The sequence below is a fragment of the Saccharothrix stipae genome (genome assembly GCF_054781895.1).
In genome coordinates this window covers 52103-73914 of record NZ_BAAGTN010000027.1, presented here as the reverse complement: position 1 = coordinate 73914, position 21812 = coordinate 52103, and the positions used below count along the sequence as shown (strand labels likewise).

Sequence of the window (21812 nt, the reverse complement as noted above, 5' to 3'; positions counted from 1 at the left end):
CTGCCCGAGCACTGGAGTCCACGGAAACCATGAGCGAACTCCGCCGTACCGCCCTGCCCGCCGAACGTCCCGGATCCGGCATCGACCGCGAAGCGCTCTGGGTGGTCGACGACCTCCGCCCGCCCGCCGTCCGCACACCGAGGGGGCCCATCCGCGAACGCATCCACGTCCCACTGCTCGAACGCGATCGACGGCGGATGTTCGAGGGCGACGAGCACGTCCACGGCCCGTCATCCGGCCGCAGCCGCCACGCCACCCGGCAAGGCCGCGTTCGAGCCCGACGGGAGCGGCACCAGGTCACCGGGGCCCGCTACACCGTGCTCCGCTCTCGACTGCGGGGTCGAGGTCGCCGTCAGCTGTGAACGGCTGTCACCGGCGCGCCGCAACACGACGCGCCCTTCCGACGACGACACTGCCCTATCGCCGCACGGCATTCGTCCACTGTGGATCGAGACGGTCCTGTGAGCCCGCCAAGTCGTGGAGTGTGTCGTGCCGCGATCAGGCCATGTCGGCCCGCCCCGCTGCCGCCTTGCCGGCTACGACGTCTTCGGTGGCACGGGTTCTGATCGTTGACGGGTGAACCATCCCCTGATTCCGTGGGCTGGGCTCCTCGCACCCCCGCGGAGCCCGCCCACAACCTCCCAGGGTGGTTCCGGTGGTCAGGCGCGGGCGTAGCGCTCCGCGAGGGTGTGCAGCAGTGGCCTGAGCTCGCTGGGCGACTCGACGGTGAAGTCCATGCCCAGCATGCCGATGTAGGCGGCGATCGTGTCCAGCGAGTCGGCGCCGGTGACGAGGACCGAGGTGGTGTCGGTGACCGTCTCGACCACACCGACGGCCGGGTGGATCCGGTCGAGGACGGCCTGGGCGGGCGCGTCGACCCGCAGGCGTGCGTGCACCTGCCAGCCGCTGAACGCGACCCTGCGCATGGTGAAGCTGGTGTAGTCCTCGTCGGGGAGGGTGGTGGGGGCGAACCGGCGGTGGGTGCGCATGCGTGGCGTGATCCAGTCCGCCCGGTAGACGTCCCACTCGCCACTGGACGGGTCGCGGGCCACGAGGTACCAGCGTCGCTTCCAGGCGAGCAGGCGGTAGGGCTCGACGAGCAGCGAGGTGTCGCGGTAGTCGAAGCGGAACCACTCGACGTCGTGGATCGCGGTCGCGATGGTGCGCAGCACGGTGGGGTCGACCTCGGGGTCCGGGGCGTCGGTGTCGGTGTTCTCCGGCGCGTGGTCGACGACCGAGGCCAGCGCCTCCACCGTCGGCCGCAGGCGTGGCGGCAGGACCTGTTCGAGCTTGGCCAGCGCGCGGGCGCTGGAGGCCTCCAGCCCGGCGATGCCGCGGCCGGCGCGCAACCCGATCGCCACGGCCACCGCCTCCTCGTCGTCCAGGAGCAGCGGAGGGAGCTTGCCGCCCGCTCCGAGCCGGTAGCCGCCCGTCGCGCCGCGGGTGGCCTCGACGGGGTAGTCGAGCGTGCGGAGGCGCTCCACGTCGTTGCGGATGGTGCGGGTCGTGACGCCCAGCCGGTCGGCGAGTTCGGTGCCGCTCCACGACGGCCGCGACTGGAACAGCGCCAGGAGCGCGAGGAGCCGCGCCGATGTGTCCGCGGTCACTGCGAATACCTCCGCCTTATAGGAACAATCCTTTCCTATAGGCACTCTAACGTCTGTGTCATGACGAACACGGAGATCCGCCCCTTCCGCATCGAGGTCACGCAGGCCGAGCTGGACGACCTGACCGGTCGTCTCGACCGCACCCGGCTGCCGCAGCCGGCGCCGGGCGACACCTGGGAGCACGGCACCCCCAACCACTACCTGCGTGAGGCCGTGGCGGCGTGGCGCGCGTTCGACTGGCGCGCCGCCGAGGAGCGCATCAACGCCCACGCGCACTTCGTCACCGAGATCGAGAACCAGCCGATCCACTTCATCCACGTCGAGTCGCCGCACGAGGGCGCGACGCCGCTGCTGCTCGCGCACACCTACCCCGGCTCGTCGGTCGACTACCTCGACATGATCGGCAGGCTCACCGACCCCGTCGCCCACGGCGGGCGCGCGGAGGACGCGTTCCACGTCGTCGTGCCGGACGCACCCGGCTTCGGCTTCTCCAACCCGGTCACCGAACCGGGCTGGACCACCGCCCGCGTGGCCCGCGCCTACGACACCCTCATGCGCAGGCTCGGCTACCAGCGCTACGGCGTCCACGGCTCCGACCACGGCGCGATGGTCGCCCGTGAGCTCGGCATCCTCGCCCCGGAGGGTTTCCTGGGGTTGCACGTGCTGCAGCTGTTCTCCTTCCCGTCGGGCGACCCCGCGGAGTTCGAACGACTCGAACCGCAGGACTACGCCGGCCTGGAGCACATGCAGTGGTTCCAGAAGGTCGGCGGCTACAACACCATGAACGCCAGCAGGCCGCAGACGGTCGCGGCCGGGCTCAGCGACTCGCCGATCGGGATGCTCGCCTACAGCGAGCTGTTCAACTCCTTCGGCAACGGCACCTCCCTGGTGCCGCTGGAGACCATCCTCACCGAGGTGTCCGTCAACTGGTTCGCGAACGCCGCCGCTGGCATGGCCCGGTCCTACTTCGACAACGCGGCCGCCGCCACCGACGAACCCGCCCCGGTCAACGCCGCCCCGACCGGCGTGGCCGTGTTCGCCGACGACTTCCAGACCATCAAGGTGTTCGCGGAACGGGACAACTCCAACATCGTGCACTGGAGCCGTTTCGAGAAGGGCGGCCACTTCGCCGCACTGGAGGTCCCGGAGATCGTGGTCGACGACATCCGGACCTTCTTCACCGCCCTGCGGTGACCTCCCAGCCACGGCCTCCCGACCCCCGATCCGCGACCGTCGGAACGGGGGCCGGGATCTGCCGCGCTCACCTCACCGCCCGCCACCCAAGCCTCGCGTGAATCTTTGAGCTGACCGCCCCGACGCACACCGACCATGACCGTTGACTCGAACCCGTGTTCGAGGCATGTTGCCTGATAGCCCTCATTCGGGGAGCGACGTGGTGGCCTACGGTGTCGGCTTGGTCAAGGGGAGGGTCATGAGCGCCAGATCCAGCATCGAGTGGACCGAGACGACGTGGAACCCCAGCACCGGGTGCGACAAGGTCTCCGCTGGTTGCGACCACTGCTACGCACTCACCCTCGCGAAGAGGTTGAAGGCGATGGGGTCGGCGAAGTACCAGTCGGACGGCGATCCGCGCACCAGCGGGCCTGGGTTCGGGGTGGCCACCCACCTCGCGTCGCTCGCCGAACCGTTCCGCTGGCGCGAACCGCGACTCGTGTTCGTCAACTCGATGAGCGACCTCTTCCACGCCAAGATTCCACTCGACTTCATCCGTCAGGTCTTCGACGTGATGGCCGCGACCCCGCGCCACACCTACCAGGTGCTCACCAAGCGGGCACTGCGGTTGCGCCGCATTGCCGACGACCTTCCTTGGCCGGAGAACGTCTGGATCGGCACGTCCGTGGAAGACCAGGCCGCCACGTCACGCATCGCCGAACTCAGCCGGGTGCCGGCCGCGATCAGGTTCTTGTCGTGCGAGCCGCTCCTGGGCCCTCTTCCGGACATGGACCTCGACCACATCGACTGGGTCATCGTCGGCGGTGAGTCCGGAGCCAACTGCCGTCCGATGGACGAGGAGTGGGTGGTCGACGTCCGTGATCAGTGCGAACGAGCTGGGGTTCCGTTCTTCTTCAAGCAGTGGGGAGGGCGTACGCCCAAAGCCGGTGGCCGGTTGCTGGACGGGCGCACCTGGGACGAGATGCCTACCCGGCCAACGTCGACGAGCCGTACCGCGCGGGCCTGAACATCTCGGCGCGTTCCATGTTCCTCCCCTTGCCGTCGTGATCGACCAGGCCGTCTTCGTACAGCCGCTTCACCGCTTTGCGGACGTGGGTTTCCCTCGCTCCGGTGCCCAGCGTGGCCCCGTACACGTCCACCACGTGCTGTTGGAGGATCAACGGCTGGAAGCGGTCGAGCAAGCCGTGGATGTTGTCACGGATGATCCCGATCCACTTCTCGCTGTGGTTGCGCTCGTAGTCCTCACGATCGAAGATCGACGCGTCACCGGGCGCGAACAAGCCGAGCTGCCCGTTCGCACCCTCTTTGGAAGCCTCGGCGTCCCGCCAGGCCTCCTCCCAGTCGAGCCCCGCATGACCGACGCAGTCGGCGAACAACCAGGCACCGTCGGGGTGGCGGGTGAACAGGGTCAGCACGAAGATCGGCGCGTGGTGCGGGCGTCGCCGCACCGGCATGCTGATGGCCAGGTAACCGGTCTGGTGCGCGACCTCTTCGGCGTACTGCTCGGCCAACCGCAGCGCGATAGCGGCGGGTTTCCCCTCCTCCGGCTTGGCCTCGGCGGCCTCTTCGAAGCTGCTCCGCCACCACCCCGCGCCCAGGAAGTCGTCCAAGTGACCGGCGAACGCCTCGTCCTGTCTGCTGAGTGGTCGCCGCTCGCGCTTGGCCTTGGTCAATCGCGAGCCGAAATTCCACACGCTGCGCACCGAGACGTGCAGCAGGACGTCTGTCGGCAGGTTCTCGTGAGCCCTCCGCCGCAAGAGATCTTGAAGACGATGTCGGCTCAGTGCGGGACCGAACGGATCCAGGAAGGCGAACAACGCTCGGTCGTGGCACATCCGCAGCACGAAGTCGAGGTGCTCGTCCACGTCGCCCGCCAAAGGGAGGTACTTCTGCCCTCGGCAGCGAGTGTCGAGCACCTCCTGCAATCGGCTGAACGTCGCAGGGTCCTCTTCGATGAAGACCGCCTCGACGTCCCGACTCGGCGATACCCGTTTCGCCGCTTCAAGAAGGACCAGAGGTGATCCAGGGGTGTCGTCCTCGTAGCAACCTGCCCCGGCGTAGCCGTCGAGGAAGGTGACCCGGCCGCCGGTCCGAGAGCCCGCTTTGTACGCGAAAGGCTGGCAGTACCTCCGCAACAACCCGTGCTTGACCACCGCAGGTGCTCTGCGTGCATCGAAGAAGCTCACGGACACCCCCTCCACACCCCAGTCAGGTTGACCTGCGGCGGCCGCAGCGTCCATGGTCAGGCGGCCGGAACACCCCGGATGGACGGCTCAGGCCGCCGAACATTCACTGGAATGGCAGAACACGAGCACGAACTCCGCACCACCTCCTAAGCCACGTGACGTCCGCATCAGGAGGACGTAGCTCATGGGGATCCGCTTCGACCGAGCTGGTAGAGAGCGAGGTCGACATCCCGGGCCGTCCACTCGGAGTCGTGCTCCAGACCGAGCGCCCTCAGCTCCTCGACGATGCCCATGTAGCGGCCGTAGCGCCCTGGCTCGGAGGAAAGGTCGTAGCCGAGCGAGGTCAGACCCGACTGCGCATGCCGGTCGTAGACGGCCATGCGGTGGGGTGCGGCGGCGACCAAGACCGCTGAAGCCAAGGCGTCGCCGATCCGGAACCCGGGCAGTGGGCTGAGCAGTCCTCGCCCGGCGCGTGCCGCGTCGACGACCGGGACGTTGACGTCGCGGACGACAGCGACCGCAGGACCGGTGACTGCTCGCACGTCGGCGTCGCGCATGTCGGAAAGCTCGCGTGCCCACCGTGTGTCCGCTCGCAGCCGTTTCCACATCAGCAGCGCACCGATGTCGGCCTTGCCGATGCTGCCGACGACAGCGATTCGTCCCGCGACCTCGTCGAGAACTTCGTCGTAGGCGCGGGACACGTGTTGGCGGTAGGTCGCCAGACTTCCGACCAACTGCGGCCACACCGCCTCGCTCCCCAGTGGGAGCGGGGCGTCGTCCACACGCTCGTCCGACCCGTTCACGCGTTCGCCGCTTCGTACGCCTTGATCACGTCGTAGGGCACGCGGCCCCGTTCTTTGACCTGGAACCCGTTCTGCCGTGCCCACACCCGCACAGCCGTCAAGTCCTGCGCCGGGGTGGGGCGGCTGGTGTGAACCGGTGCGACCTCTTCCAGGGCCGTGCCCTCGCGGATCGCGGCACGGACTTCCTCGGCGGGGCGTGTCGGCTCCAGCACCGCCGGTGCCACCAGTTCCGACACGGTCACGTTGGCCAGGCCCAGGTCCTCCGCCACCTGGCGGATGTGACGGTGTGGAGGATGCCGACGTTCACCAGGCCATCGACCCGGTCGGGGTAGGCCAGCGCGAGGTTCTCGTCGACGGCCTTCGACGCGAAGCCCTGACCGTGGACGACCAGGCCGAGGTCGTCGACGGTGAGGGTCTCCGCCTTGTCGGTGCTCATCACCGCGACGTTGCCCGGCAGGGGAACGGCTTTCGTGACGACGCTGGCGGCGTCGTGGTTGCCGGCGACCATGAACACGCGCACCCCGTGCTGGTGCAGGACGTCCATCTGCCGGGCGAAGAACTGACCGGTCGCGTAATCGCGCCAGTCACCGTCGTAGATGTCCCCGGCCAGCACGAGCGCATGAGCGCCCTTGTCGACGACCAACCTCACCAGGTTTTCCATCGCGCGTCGTGAGGCCAACCGCAACTGCTGGGCGAGGTCGTCGTCGGCAAACCTGCTGAGTCCTCGCAGCGGACTGTCGAGGTGGATGTCCGCCGCGTGCACGATCCGAACCCCGGTCACCGTTGCACGCTCCAGAGGTTCATGTGGATCGCGGGACGCGGGGCCGGGCGGCGATCATGCGAAGGGATCATGGCCCGCACATCGCGGCCGTTCGCGGGAGCGCTACATCGACCATTCACACGATTGAGTGAGCAGCCCTCGCGTATTGGCTTGTTGCTGCGACAAGGCGAAAGTGCCACTGAAGTAATTCACCCATTTAGGCGCTAACGCGGTATGGGGCTAACGCGACGTAGCCGCTGTCACCGTTTTGGAGAGACCGTCCGTGTGCACACGGCGCGAGTTGAGGGGGCCGAGTGGGGCTGTTGGACCGACTGCGGCAGCTGTTCGAGAGCAAGCCCGCCGTCATGGCGCCACCACGACCTTCGCCGCCGATCCCAGCGTTCGTGCCGCCGCCGGTGCCCGTGCCGCATTCGCCGCGGCCAGGTCCGCCTCCTTCGCACCCTCGGCCGCAGCCGGTATCGCGACGTCAGCCCCCGGTGTCCGCCCCGGCCTGGGTGCCGGCCGGGGCCACGTCGTCGGTGGCGGGCCGGTCGCTGCCCGGCGGGATGCTCTACGTCGGGAAGTTGTCCCGGGGTGAAGCGGTGTCCTACCAGAACGTCGAGGTGATCGACCCCACGCTGCCGATCGACTGGCGCAAGCCCGACTTCGCGGGCCGGGACATGGACTACTGGCCCGCCTACCACTCGATCACGCCTCGCAGCCGGGCCGCGTACCTGCTGTGGCTGGAGGGTGGCAGGTGGGCGCCGGACGCCTACATCGGCTACGTGTTCCTGTACTTCTACGGCCTGGAGCGGCGGGCGCTGGTCGACGCGCAGCAGGACCCGGCCGCGCGGGCCGACCTGCCGCGCATCCTCGGCGAGGTGGTCCGCCTGCTGACCGTCTACGGCGGCAACTCGTCGTTCCGCCAGTACGCCACCGCCTTCCAACAGGTTCTCCGCGCGCTCATCGCCAGGGGAGAGGGCCCCGCCCCCGATCCGGGCGAGCACGACAAGTGGCCCCCGCCGCTCACGCTGCGCGTCGGTATCGGCCGCTTCGCCGCCGAGGGGCGCCCCCTCCCGGTCGACTGGGCTTGGTCGTGGGCCATGCTCCACCCCGAGATCTACCCGCGAACACCCGCGACGCGGTGCCCCGACGAGTTCCGCGCGCTGTTCACCACCCGCTACCAGGCCCGCTGCGGCGACGGCCTCCGCGTCCGCCCGCTGAAGAGCCGGGTGGACCTCGACTACCGCCCTGCCAGCGGTGGACTTCGCACGACGACGTGGCGCCTGGACGTGCCCGATGTGCTCACCGCCGCCGCACCGACGAAGGTGCTGAAGGCGCTGGTGGAGTCGTGCACCGACGACCTCGACGCCTACAGCCGGCTGATCGGTCGCCAACCCGAGGCAGCGGGGACGTTGCCCGCGCTGGCGCTGCTGCCGGACGAGTTGTTCACAGGCGACCTCACCGGTCTGCGCCCGCTGCGCGAACTGGTCGACCGGACCGTCCCGGACGACGTGCGGCAGGCTCGGTTCGAGGCGGCGGACCTGACCTCCCTGTGGCCCGCCCGCACTCCCGGCAAGTTCGCCAAGGCCGACGCGGTCGGACTGGCGCAACTGCTGGACAAGTTCGGCATCGGCATCGAACCCGACGTGCGCTTGGGCGGCCCGGTGCAGAGCGAGGGCCGGCCGTGCTGTTCCGCATCACCGCCGCGCAGTCCGCGACCGCGACGCCCGAGTACACCGCCGCAACGACGCTGCTGCACCTCGCCGCCGTGGTCTCCGCGGCAGACGACGACGTGTCCAGCGCCGAACGGGACCACCTGGTCTCCCACCTGGAGTCGAGCCTGCACCTGACACCGGGGGAGCGGATCAGGCTGACCGCCCACCTGGACTGGCTGCTGGCCTCGAAGCTGAAGCTGACCGGGCTCACCAAGCGCCTGGGTGGCCTCACCGACGCGCAACGCGCCCACGTCGCCGAGTTCGCCACCGCGATCGCGGCCGTGGACGGCGTCGTCTCGCCCGGCGAGGTCGACACGCTGCGCAAGATCTACAAGCTGCTGGGGCAGGAGCCGGACTCGGTGTACACCGAACTGCACGCCCTCACCGCCGCGTCCACCCGCCCCGCACCGGCCACCGAACCCGTGGTCGTCGTGCCGGCGGACACCGGCCCGACCGGCTACCTCATCCCGCCACCACCAAGGCCCGAGCCGCCGGTCGGCGCCGTGCGCCTCGACCCGGCCCTGGTGGAGGCCAAGATGCGGGAGAGCGCCGCCGTGGCCGCCCTGCTCGCCGATGTCTTCGACGAGCCGGAAGATGCCACACCACCGCCACCCGCACCGGTTGACGCCGTGGACCTCGTCGGGTCCCTCGACGCCGTTCACACGGACTTGCTGCGGGAGCTGGCCACACGACCGGCCTGGAGCCGTGCCGACTTCGACACCCTCTGCGCCGAGGCCGGCCTGCTGCCCGAGGGCGCGCTGGACGTGCTCAACGAAGCGGCGGTCGAGGCAGCCGACGAACCGGTCGTCGAGGACGACGGCGACCGGCTCGTGATCAACGACTACGCAATGGGAGAACTGCTCGCATGAACGACACGCGCATCCGACCCCGCGATCGCGACGCGATCATCCAGTCGCTACGGGCCGGCGTCGTGCCCCGCTCGGGCCAGCAGCACGTCCAGGTCGGGCGTGCGCGCGAGGTCGAGTCGCTGCTGCGCGACCTCGACAGCGTCGCCGACGGCGGCTCCACGGCCCGCTTCGTCATCGGCGAGTACGGCTCGGGCAAGACGTTCTTCCTGAACCTCATCCGCGCCGCCGCGCTGAAGAAGCGCCTGGTCACGATGCACGCCGACCTTGCGCCCGACCGCCGTCTGCACGCCACTGGCGGCCAGGCCCGCAGTCTGTACGCCGAGCTTGCCCGCAACACCTCGACCTCGGCCAAGCCGGACGGCGGCGCGCTCGCCGGCATCGTCGAGCGCTTCGTCTCCCAGGCGCTCGCCACCGCACGCGAGCAGGGCACGTCACCGGAGAACGTGATCCGGCAGCGCATGGCAGAGCTGTCCGAGCTGGTCGGCGGCTACGACTTCGGCACCGTCGTGGAGGCCTACTGGCGCGGCCACGACACCGGCAACGAGCAGCTCAAGATCGACGCGGTGCGCTGGCTGCGCGGCGAGTTCACCACCAAGACCGAGGCCCGCGCCGCCCTCGGCGTGCGCACGATCGTGGATGACGCGAGCTTCTACGACCAGCTCAAGCTGCTGTCCCGCTTCGTGCGCATGGCCGGCTACAGCGGCCTGCTGGTGTGCCTGGACGAGATGGTCAACCTCTACAAGCTGACCTCCTCGCAGGCCCGTTCCGCCAACTACGAGCAGATCCTGCGCATCGTGAACGACAGCCTCCAGGGCATCAGCACCCACGTGGGCTTCCTGTTCGGCGGCACGCCGGAGTTCCTCATGGACACCCGCCGCGGCCTGTACTCCTATGAGGCGTTGCAGTCCCGCCTGGCGGAGAACGCCTTCGCCGCCAACGGCCTGGTGGACCACTCCGGGCCGGTGCTGAGGCTGACCAACCTGACGCAAGAGGACTTCTACATCCTGCTCACCAAGCTGCGCCACGTGCACGCCTCGGGTGACCCGCAGCGGTACCTCGTGCCCGATGAGGCCCTGCACGCGTTCATGCACCACTGCTCGCAGAACATCGGCGACGCCTACTTCCGCACCCCGCGCACCACGATCCGGGAGTTCCTCAACCTGCTGTCGGTGCTGGAGCACAATCCCGGCCAACCGTGGGAAGCGCTCGTCGGCGGCGTGCGGTTCGCGGCGGAGCTGAACCCCGACCTCGAACCACTGGAGCCGGCCGCGCAGGACGAGTCGAGAGTGGACGATGAGCTGGCCACCTTCCGCCTCTGACACCCCGCCGGGATCCTCGCAGTTCTTCCGCCTCCACCAGAAGGTCCAGCGCTGGATCCACCGGCAGGGGTGGCCGAAGCTCAACGACGCGCAGGAGCAAGCCATCCCCTTGGTGCTCAAGGGGACCGAGGACGTGATCGTCTCGGCGGCCACCGCGTCGGGCAAGACGGAGGCGGCGTTCCTGCCGATCTGCTCCGCCCTGCTCGACGAGGTGGACGACGGCGGCATCCGAGTGCTCTACGTGTCGCCGCTCAAGGCGCTGATCAACGACCAGCACCGCCGCCTCGACGAGCTGTGCGACGAACTCGACCTGCCGGTGCACCGCTGGCACGGCGACGTGCCCGGTTCGGCAAAGGCCAAGGTGCTCGACAAGCCCGACGGCATCCTGCTCATCACACCTGAGTCGCTGGAGGCGATGTTCGTCCTGCGCGGCATGGAGATCGGCTGGCTGCTGCGAGCCCTGCGGTGGGTCGTGATCGACGAGATGCACTCGTTCATGGGCACCGAGCGCGGCGCGCAGCTCCAGTCCCTGCTGCACCGCGTCGAGCTGGCGACCCGCCGTCGCATCCCTCGCATCGGATTGTCGGCCACGTTGGGCAACATGGAGTCGGCGCGCGACTACCTTCGCCCCGGCAGCGGCGAGGGCGTACACCTCCTGACGGCCTCGCACCAGAGCGGGAACATCAGCGCCATAGTCCGCGGGTACGTCAACGAGGCGCCGACCACCCAGGCCGGGGAATCCGACGAGCCGACCTCCGTCGAGCGGATCAGCGAACACGTGTTCACCACCCTGCGCGGCGGCAACAACCTCGTGTTCTTCGACCGGCGCGGAGACGTCGAGCTGTACGCGGACCGGCTGCGCCGCCACAGCGAGGAACGCGCCGTGCCCAACGAGTTCTTCCCGCACCACGGAAGCCTCGCCAAAGACGTGCGCGAGCACGTCGAAGGCCTGCTCAAGAGCAACCGGCCCGTCACCGTGCTGTGCACCTCCACGCTGGAGATGGGCATCGACATCGGCACCCTCACCTCGGTCGCCCAGGTCGGGGCGCCGCCCTCGGTGGCGAGCCTGCGCCAGCGCATCGGCCGCTCCGGACGTCGTGGCGAGCCCGCCGTGCTGCGCATGTACGTGACCGCCCAGGAGATCACCGCCGACATCGCACCGCAGGACGAGTTGCGCGCCGAGCTGTGCCAAGCCGTGGCCATGATGAGCCTGCTGTCCGAGCGCTGGTACGAGCCCGCGGACACGTCCTCGCTGCACCTGTCCACGTTCATCCAGCAGATCATGTCCGTCATCGCCCAGCACCAGGGTGCCCGCCCGGTCGAGCTCTTCCAGGCGCTGTGCGTCTCCGGACCGTTCGCCCACATCGACAAGACGACCTTCGCCACTCTGCTGCGCGACCTCGGCCAAGCCGAACTCGTCCAGCAGGAGCCCGACGGCCTGCTGCTGCTCGGCAGGGTGGGGGAGCGGATCGTCAACCACTACTCGTTCTACGCGGTCTTCGCGGAGAAGCAGGAGTACCGGCTGGTGCACGGTTCCCGCACCCTCGGCATGCTGCACGTGACCACGCCCACCGAGGTCGGTTCGCTGGTCATCTTCGCGGGCCGGCGTTGGAAGATCGTCTCCGTGGACGACCACGCGGCCCTGATCCAGGTGGAGCCCTCGCACGGCGGCCGGGCGCCCAAGTTCGCCGGCGGTCGTGCCGAGATCCACGACGAAGTCCGCCGTCGGATGCGCGTCTGGTACGAGTCCGACGACGTTCCCGCCTACCTCGACGCCACCGCCCAACGCCTCCTCGACGAAGGACGCGCGGCCTATCGCCGCTTCGACCTGACCCGGAACCCCGCGCTGGCCAAGGGTGACGACACCATCGTCTTCCCCTGGCGCGGCGATCGCATCCTCAACACCCTGACGGCGTGGCTGACCCGTGCGGGCGTGCCGGCGGTCCGGGACGGCGTCGCCTTCACCGTGCCCAAGTGCACACCGGCCCAACTGCGCGCGGTCCTCCAGCAACTGCTCTTGGAAGACGACACCACCGCCGAGGACATCGCCGCCGCACTGCCCGACTCCGTCGTGGAGAAGCACGACGTCCACCTCGGCAAGCCATTGCGCACTCGCGGCTACGCGGCCGCGTGCCTGGACATGGCAGGGGCCCGCTCCGCGCTGGCCGACATGGTCGACCGGCTGCCCGAGCACGACGTCGACGTCATCACCGGAATCCCCTTCGTCCCGGCACCTCTCGTCACCACCCCGACGGCCTATGCGGTCCTGGATGTCGAAACCACCGGCTTCGCCGCCTGGGGCAAGGATCGGATCGTCGAGGTAGCGGTCATCCGCGTCGCCCCCGACGGCACCGTTCTCGGCGAGTGGAGCGCGCTGGTAGACCCACAACGCCCACTCGCGGCGACCGAAGTGCACGGCATCACCGAGGACGACCTGGCTGGCGCCCCCTTGTTCGTCGACATAGCGCCCACCCTCGCCGCTCACCTTGACGACGCCGTCGTCGTGGCCCACAACGCCTCGTTCGACTTGAACTTCCTGAACGCCGAGTTCGCCCGCACCAGCACCCCGCTCACCCTGAGCGCGACGCTGTGCACGATGAAGCTCGACAACCAGGTCCACCGGGCCGGACGCCGCAAACTGCACGACTGCCTCGCCGCGATCGACATGCCCGCCACTCACGGCACGGCTCACCGAGCCCTCGCCGACGCCAAGGCCACCGCTGATCTGCTGCGCCACTACCTGGCCCGCACACCCCACGAAGTGCGGTACCTCGTCACCGGGCCCGAGCGCAGCGCCGTGTAGTCCATGAGCTGTCGAACCGGCCACGCTCGATGAGCTGTTGTTCTCGGCGTGGACGGTGTGGACACCGACGGACACCTACCACGGAGGTGGTATCTCAGGAACATCCGGACACCGGCCCTGGCCGCCACTGGGATCAAGCGCCGGGTGCGGATGTACGACCTACGGCACGCCCATGCCTCCTGGCTGCTCGCCGGTGGCACCGACATCCAGACCGCCCGCGAGCGGCGAGGTGCACGGTCAGATGACGTTCAAATGCCGGAGGGCCTGTCGACGATCACCGCCGACAGGCCCTCTGAGCTGCACTTCTCTGGTGGACGATACTGGGATTGAACCAGTGACCCCTACCGTGTCAACGTACATCGCCATCTGCTCTGACCTGCAGAAATACGCCTTCAGCAGGCTGTGTGGGTGCAGTTGGCCGCGGCTGAGAGCCGTTGGGTGCGGTTGGGCGCGTCCTGCGGCTCCCAATCTGCTCCCACAGCGCTGCTCCCAGGCGGCTGCACAAGCGCGAGCGGTCGACGTCCGCTCATACCGATGATCGCATGGTCTGCTTGGTCGCGAGCCCTATAGGTCTTCGGAAGTGCCATACGGGAGTTCCAGGGAGTGTTCCTCCAGGCTACGGAGGATCACGCGTCCGTCTCGTACTTGGTTGAGCAGGAACAGTTCCCGCGTCCGGCAGTCCGGACAGATGCTGGCCATTGCCAGCGGCCAGAGATCTACTGGGCTTGATGGATCGTTATCGACGTAGATGCGGTCCGGGCGAAGGGGGTGGGTGGTTGATCGTTCGAATGGTTCCCAGCTTGGATGGCTGCCGCGTAGCCGAAGACCGACGATGCGGTAGGAGGAGTCGTCGAGGTATTCGCAGCGCTCTACCCAAAACCACTCGATACCCGACAGCCAGTTGACCGAGCTGATGGTCGAGACCACGCGTGGTTCGAGTTTCTCGACGTCTTCGTCGATCTCATGGCTCGCCCGGACGCCGTGGGAGTGGTGCGAGCTGTTACGGAAGTCCTTGATCTCCTCCAGGAGCGCTCGTGTCGAGCCACGCGCCTGTATCGCCTCCAGTTCCGACAGGACCGGGGTCTTAACCTCTTCCAGGAAGCGTTCGATCAACCAGAGCCAGGTGCCGAAGCTTGCCCCGTTGCGGAACTGCTGGCGAAGGGAGCGGGTGAAGCCACTGTGGTGTGTGATGAGTTCGCTGAGAGCAAGGATGCCCAGCGTGCGTGCGGTACCTTCTCCGAGCTTGAGCAGTCCGTCCTTGCGCTCTGCTGGGTGCGTGCTGACGCGGTAGCGGCGGGCGAGGGCGGCCATGTGGAAGGGATAGCTTGATTCCGCGCGCCAGATAGGATCGTCGAAGGGTCGGACCAGTTGGCCTGCGAGCCGGGCCTCATGGGAGGCGAATCTGATGGTGGTTCGAATCTCCTCGCTGAGGGTCTCGCTGCCGGAGAAGATATTCGGCAGGATGCCCTCAGTCGCGGTCCGCAGGGCGCGCCGCGCTTCCTGTACATCCTCAAGTAGATCGTCAATCGTGGCGTCGGTGACCAGCTCCACAGGTACGGGCGTATCTAGCAGGTCGCGGACGCGCGGGAATGCTCCGTGGTCCTTACGGGAGTTGAGCCACTCGCATAGCACTCTGCCACGGCCCTGCAGCGGATGCAGCACGAACAACGGGGTCACGGCTTCGCCGAATCCTGCGGGGAGAAGCCTCCAGTTGCCGTATCGTCCCACGAGGTCGCCGCCCGAGCATGGCGTCAGCTCGGAATCGTCCATTTCCGCGTCGGGAAGTTCAACAGCTGAGTCCACCGCGTGCAGATGCGGTGAAGTGAGGTGCTTCGGCGGGGCCAGCGCATCCTCTTCCGGTGCTGGGCGGCGCATTTTGACCTTGTCCGTTTCCAGTCGGACAAACTGTCGAAGCGGTTCGAAAGGTCCGTCGATATCCGCCACGTAGAAGAGCGTGGATGAAATCTCACATCCCACTCGTGTCCGATCGGGGTCGATCCAGGCCTCAGGGGTGCGCGGCTGGACCTTGGTCCGGAGGTACTTCTCAGGCTCTTCATGCAACGGAAGAGAAACAATGTTGCGCAACTCCACGTCGGGCTCCGGCGACCCTTGGCGCTGCTGGAGTTCACCGTCGGGGTCGCGTACGCCAAGCGCGTTGCGGACGGATTTGTCGAACGCTGTTCCGCTGGGCCAGGTTTGGCCAGCTGCCTTGGCGGCCTGGCGCAGCGCTGTACGGGCCTCGGAAATCGTGTTCCAAGTAGTACCGACGAGTTTCCGGAGTGCCGTCAGAAGCACCTTAGGGTCGCCCGTCCGCTGGATAGCCCGCAAAGCAGCGAGCCTGTCGAGCGCCTCCTCCGAAAGTTCGAAGTGCAGTCGCAGCGGATGCTCGATGACGATCTGGCGATAGAGCAGGTCCTGGTTCTGGACCACGCGCACGCGGTCGCGCGCGGACCTGGTTGGAAACTGGGCGGAAGACGTGGCATCGCTGTAGAGTTGGACGATCTCGGTCAACTGGTCGGGGCCGAGGTACTTGCGCTTACTGCCAATCGACTGGCGCATCTTCTGCCAGTGATCCTGGGCCTTGACGAGGATCACACGCCCCTGGCGATTGGCGGGCTTACGGTTGCTGAGCACCCATACGTATGTACTGATTCCGGTGTTCGAAAAGAGCTGGTCAGGCAGGGCGACGATGCCTTCGAGCCAGTCGTTCTCAATAATCCACCGTCGGATATCAGACTCCCCAGACCCAGCATAACCAGCGAACATGGGAGAGCCGTTGAAGGCGATCGCGATACGGCTGCCCCCTCTGCCGGAGTCGTCCACGGGTTTCATCTTTGTCAGCATGTGCTGGAGGAACAGCAGGGATCCGTCGTTGATACGAGGAAGCCCGGCACCGAAACGGCCTTGGTAGCCGTGGTATTCATGCTCGGAACGGACGTACTGCTCGACGTTCCTCCAATCGATGCCGAACGGAGGGTGGGCCAGCAGGTAGTCGAATCGTTGTGTTGCAAATCGATCGTCGCGAAGAACGTTTCCTAACGCCACCGGCTCCGGGGCTCGCCCGCTCATCAGCATGCTGGAGCGGGCGATTGCCCAGCTCTCATGGTTTAGTTCCTGGCCGGACAGGAGGACGTTGGCCTCGGGGTTCATGTCGGTGATGCGGTCGGCCGCCTCGCCGAGCAAACCGCCAGCGCCACAGACAGGATCGTGGACCGTCCTAACCAATCCGGGAGCAGCGAGTTGTCCCGAGTCGGGCTCGGTGACGAGCGCGGCCATGAGCTGGCTGACGTCGCGAGGTGTGGTGTGCTCGCCACTAATCTCACTTGACTGTTCAGCGAAGCGCCGTACCAGGTCCTCAAAAATAAAGCTCATCTCGTGCACGGAGAGAGCTGGACCCAGATCCAAGTGCTGGAATCGGCCAACGACGTGATGGAGCAGATCGGAATAAGATAGGCGCTTTATGGTGGCGTCGAATTCGAAACCTTCGAACACCTCCTGAATATTTTGCGAGAAGCTGCGCACATAGTCGAGGAGAAGCCGCTCGGTCGTCTGTGGGCCATTGGCAACGATGTCCCCCAGAATAAAGTGACTGGTGTTGTAGAAAGGGTGACCGGAGGCATCCCGGAGTGCCGCGTCCGAATCTGCGGAGCCCTGACCCAAACGCTCTAAGGCGTCGAGAACGCTGCGACGGGTTGACATAAGAAGACAGTCGAGGCGGCGAAGCACAGTGAACGGCAACACCACACTGTCGTAGTCTGACCTCTTGAAGTCGCCGCGCAGTAGGTCGGTAACTGACCAGATTAGCCTAGATAGCTGCGTCACCGAATCACTCATACGTTCCCCTCACCTCGGGCACGCGGTTCTTCCGTCCTCACCCGCTGTTCCCCTCGATTAGTCTCGAGAAGCCTACCTGGAGAAAGGGTTGCACGTACACGAGATTCGGGAACCGCCGAGGTCCGACAGTCTCGAAAGTGTTCGTGGCGCGCGTGTACTGTCATCACCCTCCAAAACCTCGGCGATCGCGCAACCCGGACGGTGTTGCGTCGTGGCGCATCCTGCTTGAACCCGTGATGACCGCCACCCCAGTGCTCGTTCACTACGCCCGGTTCGTGCGGCAGGCCCAGTGCCGCACCTACTGGGAACTACCGAACCTCGGTCGCCCTCGTGTAGGTCCAGGACACCATCCGGAACCAGCAGTTGACGGACCGCGCTGCCCGCGATCACAACTTGCTCAGCCCATACCGCGCCGGTCTCGACCTGCGTGGGCGCCCTCCAAGGACCGCCTGGCCCACCCGACCGGTCAGGCTCGCACTGTTGCGAGTCCTATCGGCCGTATGGCGGGACCGTTACACCCAATGGAGTGGCAGTACGGCCTGCGTCCGGCAAGTTGCTTCTTGTTAAGCAGTTAGATGTCCGCCTTGGTCACCATGGAGGCGGGTACGGCAGTTGCTGTCAAGGTGAGTGCTCTGGCAGCCGCGCTCCGTCTGTACTTGACCGATACGGGTGTAGGAGATTCCACCGGCGGCAGAACGGACATCTACGCTGCTCCGACCTACGTGGAGTGGTGCAGTGGAGGTCGCCATGGCCGAGCTGACTCTGGTGTTGGAGACGGCCGAGGGAACCTTGGTTCGGCGCATCCCCGATGCCTCGCTGTTGCCTGCGGTTGACGAGCAGGGGTACGAGGCCGAGGACGCCTCTCGTAACGCCGCTTCGACGTTCGGCATGCCGGACTTCATGTTCTTGCCGAAGCAACAGCGCAACGGTTCCGGCATGCGGGAGCTGGGTGACGGGACCGTGGTCGTCGGTCCGCGTGCCGCGGTGTTGCAAGTCAAGAGCCGGGTGGCACCCAGTGGTGACGCGGCCAAGGAATCCGCCTGGCTCACCAAGAACATCTCCAAGGCATACAGGCAGGCGAGCGGGACCGTCCGACGCCTGACCAACACACCAGCGGTCCTGAGCAACGCCAGGGGACGGTCGATCCACGTCGCCGGATCCGCGCACCAGTGGCTGTCGATCGTGATCGTCGACCATCCCGACGTGCCGGAGGGGTACCGACCGCCACCCGGACCGGAGGACACACCCGCAGTCGTGCTGATGCGGCGCGACTGGGAGTTCCTGTTCAACCACCTCTACTCGACTCGCGCGGTACTGGCCTATCTGCATCGTGTCGCTGGCGAACCGCTGGACCTGGGCGGCGAGCCGTGCCGCTACCACGAGTTCGCGCTGGCCGACCTGGAGGCGGAACCCGACCCCGTCGCCCTGGACCTCGCCGGGTTCGGCACCGCGGTGTCCACGGCGCGAGCACCCCTGAGCCCGGCGGGACGTGACGACATGGCGGCTCACCTATTGCTGCGGGTCATCATGGAGGACATCGCCCGCGCGCCTCTCGTCGAGGAACGGGAGGCGGATCGGATCAAGGTGCTCGCCGACCTCGACGGGTTTCCGATCGACGCGCGCACCGAACTCGGGCGGACGCTGTTGGGTTTTATGTCTGCCATTGGCTCGTGGACCGGGGAAGGCGTCCGCACCGAAACCCGGCTCGTCGCCCCCAACCCAGACGAGTTCACCCCGATGGTGTTCATGGTCGCCTCGCAACTCGACGAGCACGCACGTGGCGTATTCGAAGGACGGGTGCACCTGTTCCACTACGACCTGCACGGTTCGGAAGCCGCAGATCGCCAGCGTGGTCGGCGTGATGCTCACGCCCAGTCGGCATCCCGAGCGATTGTGGGACACCACGATGTTCGCCGTGGACGGCCCGCAAGGGTACGAGCCAGCAGGCATGGAGGAGGTCCGCGCAGTGTTCGCGCAGCACGCCCCCTGAGCCGTCAGACGGCACCGAGGGCCCCACCAGCGGCTCTGCACTGAGTGCTCGGCGTAGCGGGGGAGGGCGACGATCGGTAGGCCCGGAGACACCATCGGCGGGCCAAGTATGCGATCGAGCGTTCGGCGAGGTGACCACACTTGGTCTTGCACGCTCCGTATGTGGTCACTCGTGTACGAGGTTTGTCGCAGGTGCGGTTGAGTGCTGTTACCTGCGGTTTCGTGCTGTTGAGCGCAGTTGGTCACGTCTCCGAGGACTCCTACTGTGTCAACGTACATCGCCATCTGGTCTGACCTGCGGAAACGCGCCTTCTGCAGGCTGTGTGGGTGCAGTTGGCCGCGGCTGAGAGCCGTTGGATGCGGTTGGGCGCGTCTTGCGGCTCCCAATCTGCTCCCACAGCGCTGCTCCCAGGCGGTTGGTCGTACGTGGTGAGTCGCCACCGCTCATGTCGCGAGTCGCGCGTTTGGAACGGATGCGACGACAGCGTGGACCAACGCGACTGGGCGATGGATGATCGTCGCCGAGCGCGGGGTGCTGCAGCAGTCGCTCGTGCCGCACCCGACCACCGCACCGGTGGCGAAGCTGATCTTCTCTTCACGTCTGACGGGGCACAGTGCTGCGAGCATCGCCCGACACCTCATAACCCGTCACTCCTTTGGGTGAAGAAGTGGCCGGGGGTGCAACGTAGCGTCGGTCACTCCGACAAACGGGTACGAGATGGGATCAGGTTCGCATGAACGATCACCTGCAGCCGTTGCGGACGCGGGTAACGCGCCATCTGAAAAGCGGAAGAAGATCGGCCCATGGGTGATGACACCTTCTCCGTCGAGACGTACATTTTGGATGACGCTTCTACACTGCGTCTCGCGGATGTCCTGAGTGTTAATCGTAACGACAATTGCCGGTTCTTGCGAGGGCTTCGTGACTACGAACACCGGGAGGTCAAGCGATACAATATCCTCATGTATTTGCTGGCGGTGGTGTTGGTTGCCGTATTGTCCGGTCTTATCGTCGCGACATTTTTCACAAATGACCGGAACTGGGTAGAGGTAGGCGTGAGTCTGCTCGGCACGATCGCGAGCGGCACGGCCGTCGCGTGGATCGCCAAACAACGCAATGAACATCAGAAGCTGATGAACAAGTACACGCGGGCGGTCGACGCGGCATGCTCCTCCGCCGGTTGATGCGGAACTTCTCCAGCGGTATCGCTATCGGGGGGTGTATCTGCGGGAATTTCGAAATTCCGCTCCCTATGGGATTGGGCAGCGTCGCGGAATCCGTTGAGAAGAGTTGTTCGTAACCGGTCGGACGTATGTTCCGAAGGTTGTGCTGTCGTCCGACTCGTCACGCCTGTGAGGTTCCAGAAGTCGGCCATACGGTCTGACCTGCGGTTAGGCTGTTGTGGGTTCGTACTTGTTGATAAGGCCGCCGAGGACTGGTCGGCGGCGTTTCGAGACAGCCCGGCTCTGCGATCGGTCGGTCGGGTCGTGGTGGCGCGAGTTGCCGGGCTTGGTGTGGTCGGCGGTGGTTGTAGTGGGTCGCGTAGCGGTCCAGGACCGCCCGTAGGTGGTGTTCGTTGACGATGAGCAGTCGGTCGGTGACTTCGCGTCGGACGGTTCCGGCGAACCGTTCGGCGTAGGAGTTGGCCTGCGGACACTGTGGCGGGATCTTCACGACCTGGATGCCGGTGTCGGAGAAGACTGCGTCGTACGAGGCGGTGGACTGGCTGGCCCGGTCGCGGATCAGGAACCGGAAGCCGTCTGCCCGGTCGGCCGGGTCCGTGGGCAGGTTGCGGATTTGTTGGGTGGTTCGGGGCGCGTTGGGGTTGGTGGTGGTGCCGAGGATGTGCACGTAGCGCGTGGCGAGCTCCATCACGAAGAACACGTAGACCCGCTTGAGCGTGTCGGCGCAGTCGACGTGGGAGAAGTCGCAGACCAACATGCTCGCGGCCTGCGCGTGCAGGAACCGTCGTCAAGAGCTGTCAGTGTCTTGCTGGGGCGCGGGCGGTACCCGCAGGCGCTTGAGCACACGGCGCACGGTCGAGGCGGCTATACGGTGACCGAGCTTGAGCAGCTCTCCCTAGATTCTGCGGTAGCCCCGACCGGCGTTGTCCCTGGCCATCCGCTCGATCAACGCCACCACGGCATCGTCGACCGGTGGACGCCCGGTCGGGTTCGGATAGGTCCATTTCCTCGCGACCAGGCGCCGGTGCCAGCGTAGGAGGGTTCCCGGTGTCACAAACCGGTGCTCGCGCAGCTGTCGGGGGAGTCGGCGAACCAGCGCGGCGAGCACAGCTCGATCGGCCCACTCCAATCGCGGGCGGGGATTGGTCCGGTGCAGCACGGCGACCTCGTGCCGCAGCACCAGCAGCTCCACGTCCTTGGCCGCCGATGACCGGCCCAGCAGAACCAGCCGACCGCCGAGCCGGACGAAGATCAGGTACAACAGTCGTAATGCCACCCCTCACGATCCTGCCCTGAAGCCCAGAGTGCAGGATCACCGCAGCTCAACGCTCGAGTACAGAGTTCTGGCACCCCACACGGATTCGAGATCACCCGTTCGGACGAGCCGTTGTCCCGGACTTGTCCCATTGGCTGTCCCCGGACCTGTCCCGGGGTGCGTCGCATCCTCTTCTCGGCCAGCCATCCGCTGGCTGCTACAGGAGAGGAGGACCAGGGATGAGCCCGTTCAGGTCCCACGTCCCACCACCGGACCAGGCGCAGCCGCCG

17 protein-coding genes are annotated in these 21812 nt (G+C 66.8%); 9 read left to right on the top strand and 8 right to left on the bottom strand.

Annotated features, from left to right (window positions below; genetic code table 11):
• Window positions 1-29 precede the first annotated feature (29 nt).
• Complete coding sequence (locus ACYVLT_RS37790) at window positions 30-362, top strand: hypothetical protein (RefSeq protein WP_461124959.1); 333 nt, start codon at window positions 30-32, stop codon at window positions 360-362.
• 297 nt (window positions 363-659) lie between these two features.
• Here ACYVLT_RS37790 and ACYVLT_RS37785 read toward each other — a convergent pair whose 3' ends face one another.
• The gene (locus ACYVLT_RS37785; protein ID WP_461124958.1) at window positions 660-1607 is read right to left on the bottom strand and encodes a helix-turn-helix transcriptional regulator; all 948 of its coding nucleotides are present in this window, start codon (window positions 1605-1607) and stop codon (window positions 660-662) included.
• A 60-nt stretch (window positions 1608-1667) separates the two neighbouring features.
• Here ACYVLT_RS37785 and ACYVLT_RS37780 point away from each other — a divergent pair, with 60 nt between their 5' ends.
• Window positions 1668-2801 carry an epoxide hydrolase family protein gene (locus ACYVLT_RS37780; RefSeq protein ID WP_461124957.1) on the top strand — a complete coding sequence of 378 codons (1134 nt, stop codon included), beginning with the start codon at window positions 1668-1670 and terminating at the stop codon, window positions 2799-2801.
• Window positions 2802-2967: 166 nt separating this feature from the next.
• Window positions 2968-3807, top strand: coding sequence for a DUF5131 family protein (locus tag ACYVLT_RS37775; protein ID WP_461124956.1), 840 nt, complete (start codon window positions 2968-2970; stop codon window positions 3805-3807).
• Here ACYVLT_RS37775 and tcmP read toward each other — a convergent pair.
• The 4 genes from tcmP to ACYVLT_RS37755 form a co-directional block, all read right to left on the bottom strand.
• Entirely contained in the window at window positions 3767-4993 is a 1227-nt protein-coding gene (gene tcmP, locus ACYVLT_RS37770) for a three-Cys-motif partner protein TcmP (protein WP_461124955.1), read from the bottom strand. The genes ACYVLT_RS37775 and tcmP overlap by 41 nt on opposite strands.
• A 176-nt stretch (window positions 4994-5169) precedes the next feature.
• Window positions 5170-5688 (bottom strand): hypothetical protein, encoded by a 519-nt coding sequence (locus tag ACYVLT_RS37765; protein WP_461124954.1) that lies wholly within the window; start codon window positions 5686-5688, stop codon window positions 5170-5172.
• Window positions 5689-5786: 98 nt separating this feature from the next.
• The gene (locus ACYVLT_RS37760) at window positions 5787-6059 is read right to left on the bottom strand and encodes an Lsr2 family DNA-binding protein (RefSeq protein ID WP_461124953.1); all 273 of its coding nucleotides are present in this window, start codon (window positions 6057-6059) and stop codon (window positions 5787-5789) included.
• Entirely contained in the window at window positions 6029-6571 is a 543-nt protein-coding gene (locus ACYVLT_RS37755) for a metallophosphoesterase family protein (protein ID WP_461124952.1), read from the bottom strand. Before ACYVLT_RS37755 ends, ACYVLT_RS37760 begins: the two co-directional genes overlap by 31 nt.
• Window positions 6572-7047: 476 nt before the next feature.
• On the opposite strand from ACYVLT_RS37755, the gene ACYVLT_RS37750 reads away from it, so the two are divergent.
• The 4 genes from ACYVLT_RS37750 to ACYVLT_RS37735 are packed head-to-tail and all read left to right on the top strand — an operon-like array spanning window position 7048 to window position 13259.
• Window positions 7048-8403, top strand: a complete 1356-nt coding sequence (locus tag ACYVLT_RS37750) for a TerB N-terminal domain-containing protein (protein ID WP_461124951.1) — start codon at window positions 7048-7050, stop codon at window positions 8401-8403.
• On the top strand, window positions 8322-9137 hold the full coding sequence (locus ACYVLT_RS37745) for a tellurite resistance TerB family protein (protein ID WP_461124950.1): 816 nt from the start codon (window positions 8322-8324) through the stop codon (window positions 9135-9137). Before ACYVLT_RS37750 ends, ACYVLT_RS37745 begins: the two co-directional genes overlap by 82 nt.
• Window positions 9134-10456 (top strand): ATP-binding protein, encoded by a 1323-nt coding sequence (locus tag ACYVLT_RS37740; RefSeq protein WP_461124949.1) that lies wholly within the window; start codon window positions 9134-9136, stop codon window positions 10454-10456. The genes ACYVLT_RS37745 and ACYVLT_RS37740 overlap by 4 nt, the downstream gene beginning before the upstream one ends.
• Window positions 10431-13259, top strand: a complete 2829-nt coding sequence (locus ACYVLT_RS37735; RefSeq protein ID WP_461124948.1) for a DEAD/DEAH box helicase — start codon at window positions 10431-10433, stop codon at window positions 13257-13259. Before ACYVLT_RS37740 ends, ACYVLT_RS37735 begins: the two co-directional genes overlap by 26 nt.
• Window positions 13260-13823: 564 nt before the next feature.
• On the opposite strand, the gene ACYVLT_RS37730 is transcribed toward ACYVLT_RS37735, so the two are convergent.
• Window positions 13824-17093, bottom strand: a complete 3270-nt coding sequence (locus ACYVLT_RS37730; protein WP_461124947.1) for a type I restriction-modification system subunit M — start codon at window positions 17091-17093, stop codon at window positions 13824-13826.
• Window positions 17094-17840: 747 nt separating this feature from the next.
• Here ACYVLT_RS37730 and ACYVLT_RS37725 point away from each other — a divergent pair.
• Entirely contained in the window at window positions 17841-19127 is a 1287-nt protein-coding gene (locus tag ACYVLT_RS37725; RefSeq protein ID WP_461124946.1) for a hypothetical protein, read from the top strand.
• Between the two features lie 759 nt (window positions 19128-19886).
• Window positions 19887-20267 (top strand): hypothetical protein, encoded by a 381-nt coding sequence (locus tag ACYVLT_RS37720; protein ID WP_461124945.1) that lies wholly within the window; start codon window positions 19887-19889, stop codon window positions 20265-20267.
• Between the two features lie 160 nt (window positions 20268-20427).
• Here ACYVLT_RS37720 and ACYVLT_RS37715 read toward each other — a convergent pair whose 3' ends face one another.
• Together ACYVLT_RS37715 and ACYVLT_RS37710 are read right to left on the bottom strand one after the other, a co-directional pair.
• Complete coding sequence (locus ACYVLT_RS37715; protein WP_461124944.1) at window positions 20428-20967, bottom strand: integrase core domain-containing protein; 540 nt, start codon at window positions 20965-20967, stop codon at window positions 20428-20430.
• 195 nt (window positions 20968-21162) lie between these two features.
• On the bottom strand, window positions 21163-21543 hold the full coding sequence (locus ACYVLT_RS37710; RefSeq protein WP_461124943.1) for an integrase: 381 nt from the start codon (window positions 21541-21543) through the stop codon (window positions 21163-21165).
• Window positions 21544-21812 lie beyond the last annotated feature (269 nt).

Excerpts from the sequence above, each read along its gene's own strand:
- ACYVLT_RS37720 (WP_461124945.1), top strand. The coding sequence starts at position 19,887 with ATGGGTGATGACACCTTCTCCGTCGAGACGTACATTTTGGATGACGCT.
- ACYVLT_RS37725 (WP_461124946.1), top strand. The coding sequence starts at position 17,841 with ATGGCCGAGCTGACTCTGGTGTTGGAGACGGCCGAGGGAACCTTGGTT.
- ACYVLT_RS37790 (WP_461124959.1), top strand. The coding sequence starts at position 30 with ATGAGCGAACTCCGCCGTACCGCCCTGCCCGCCGAACGTCCCGGATCC.
- ACYVLT_RS37775 (WP_461124956.1), top strand. The coding sequence starts at position 2,968 with ATGTTGCCTGATAGCCCTCATTCGGGGAGCGACGTGGTGGCCTACGGT.
- ACYVLT_RS37780 (WP_461124957.1), top strand. The coding sequence starts at position 1,668 with ATGACGAACACGGAGATCCGCCCCTTCCGCATCGAGGTCACGCAGGCC.
- ACYVLT_RS37735 (WP_461124948.1), top strand. The coding sequence starts at position 10,431 with ATGAGCTGGCCACCTTCCGCCTCTGACACCCCGCCGGGATCCTCGCAG.
- ACYVLT_RS37730 (WP_461124947.1), bottom strand. The coding sequence starts at position 17,093 with ATGAGTGATTCGGTGACGCAGCTATCTAGGCTAATCTGGTCAGTTACC.
- ACYVLT_RS37740 (WP_461124949.1), top strand. The coding sequence starts at position 9,134 with ATGAACGACACGCGCATCCGACCCCGCGATCGCGACGCGATCATCCAG.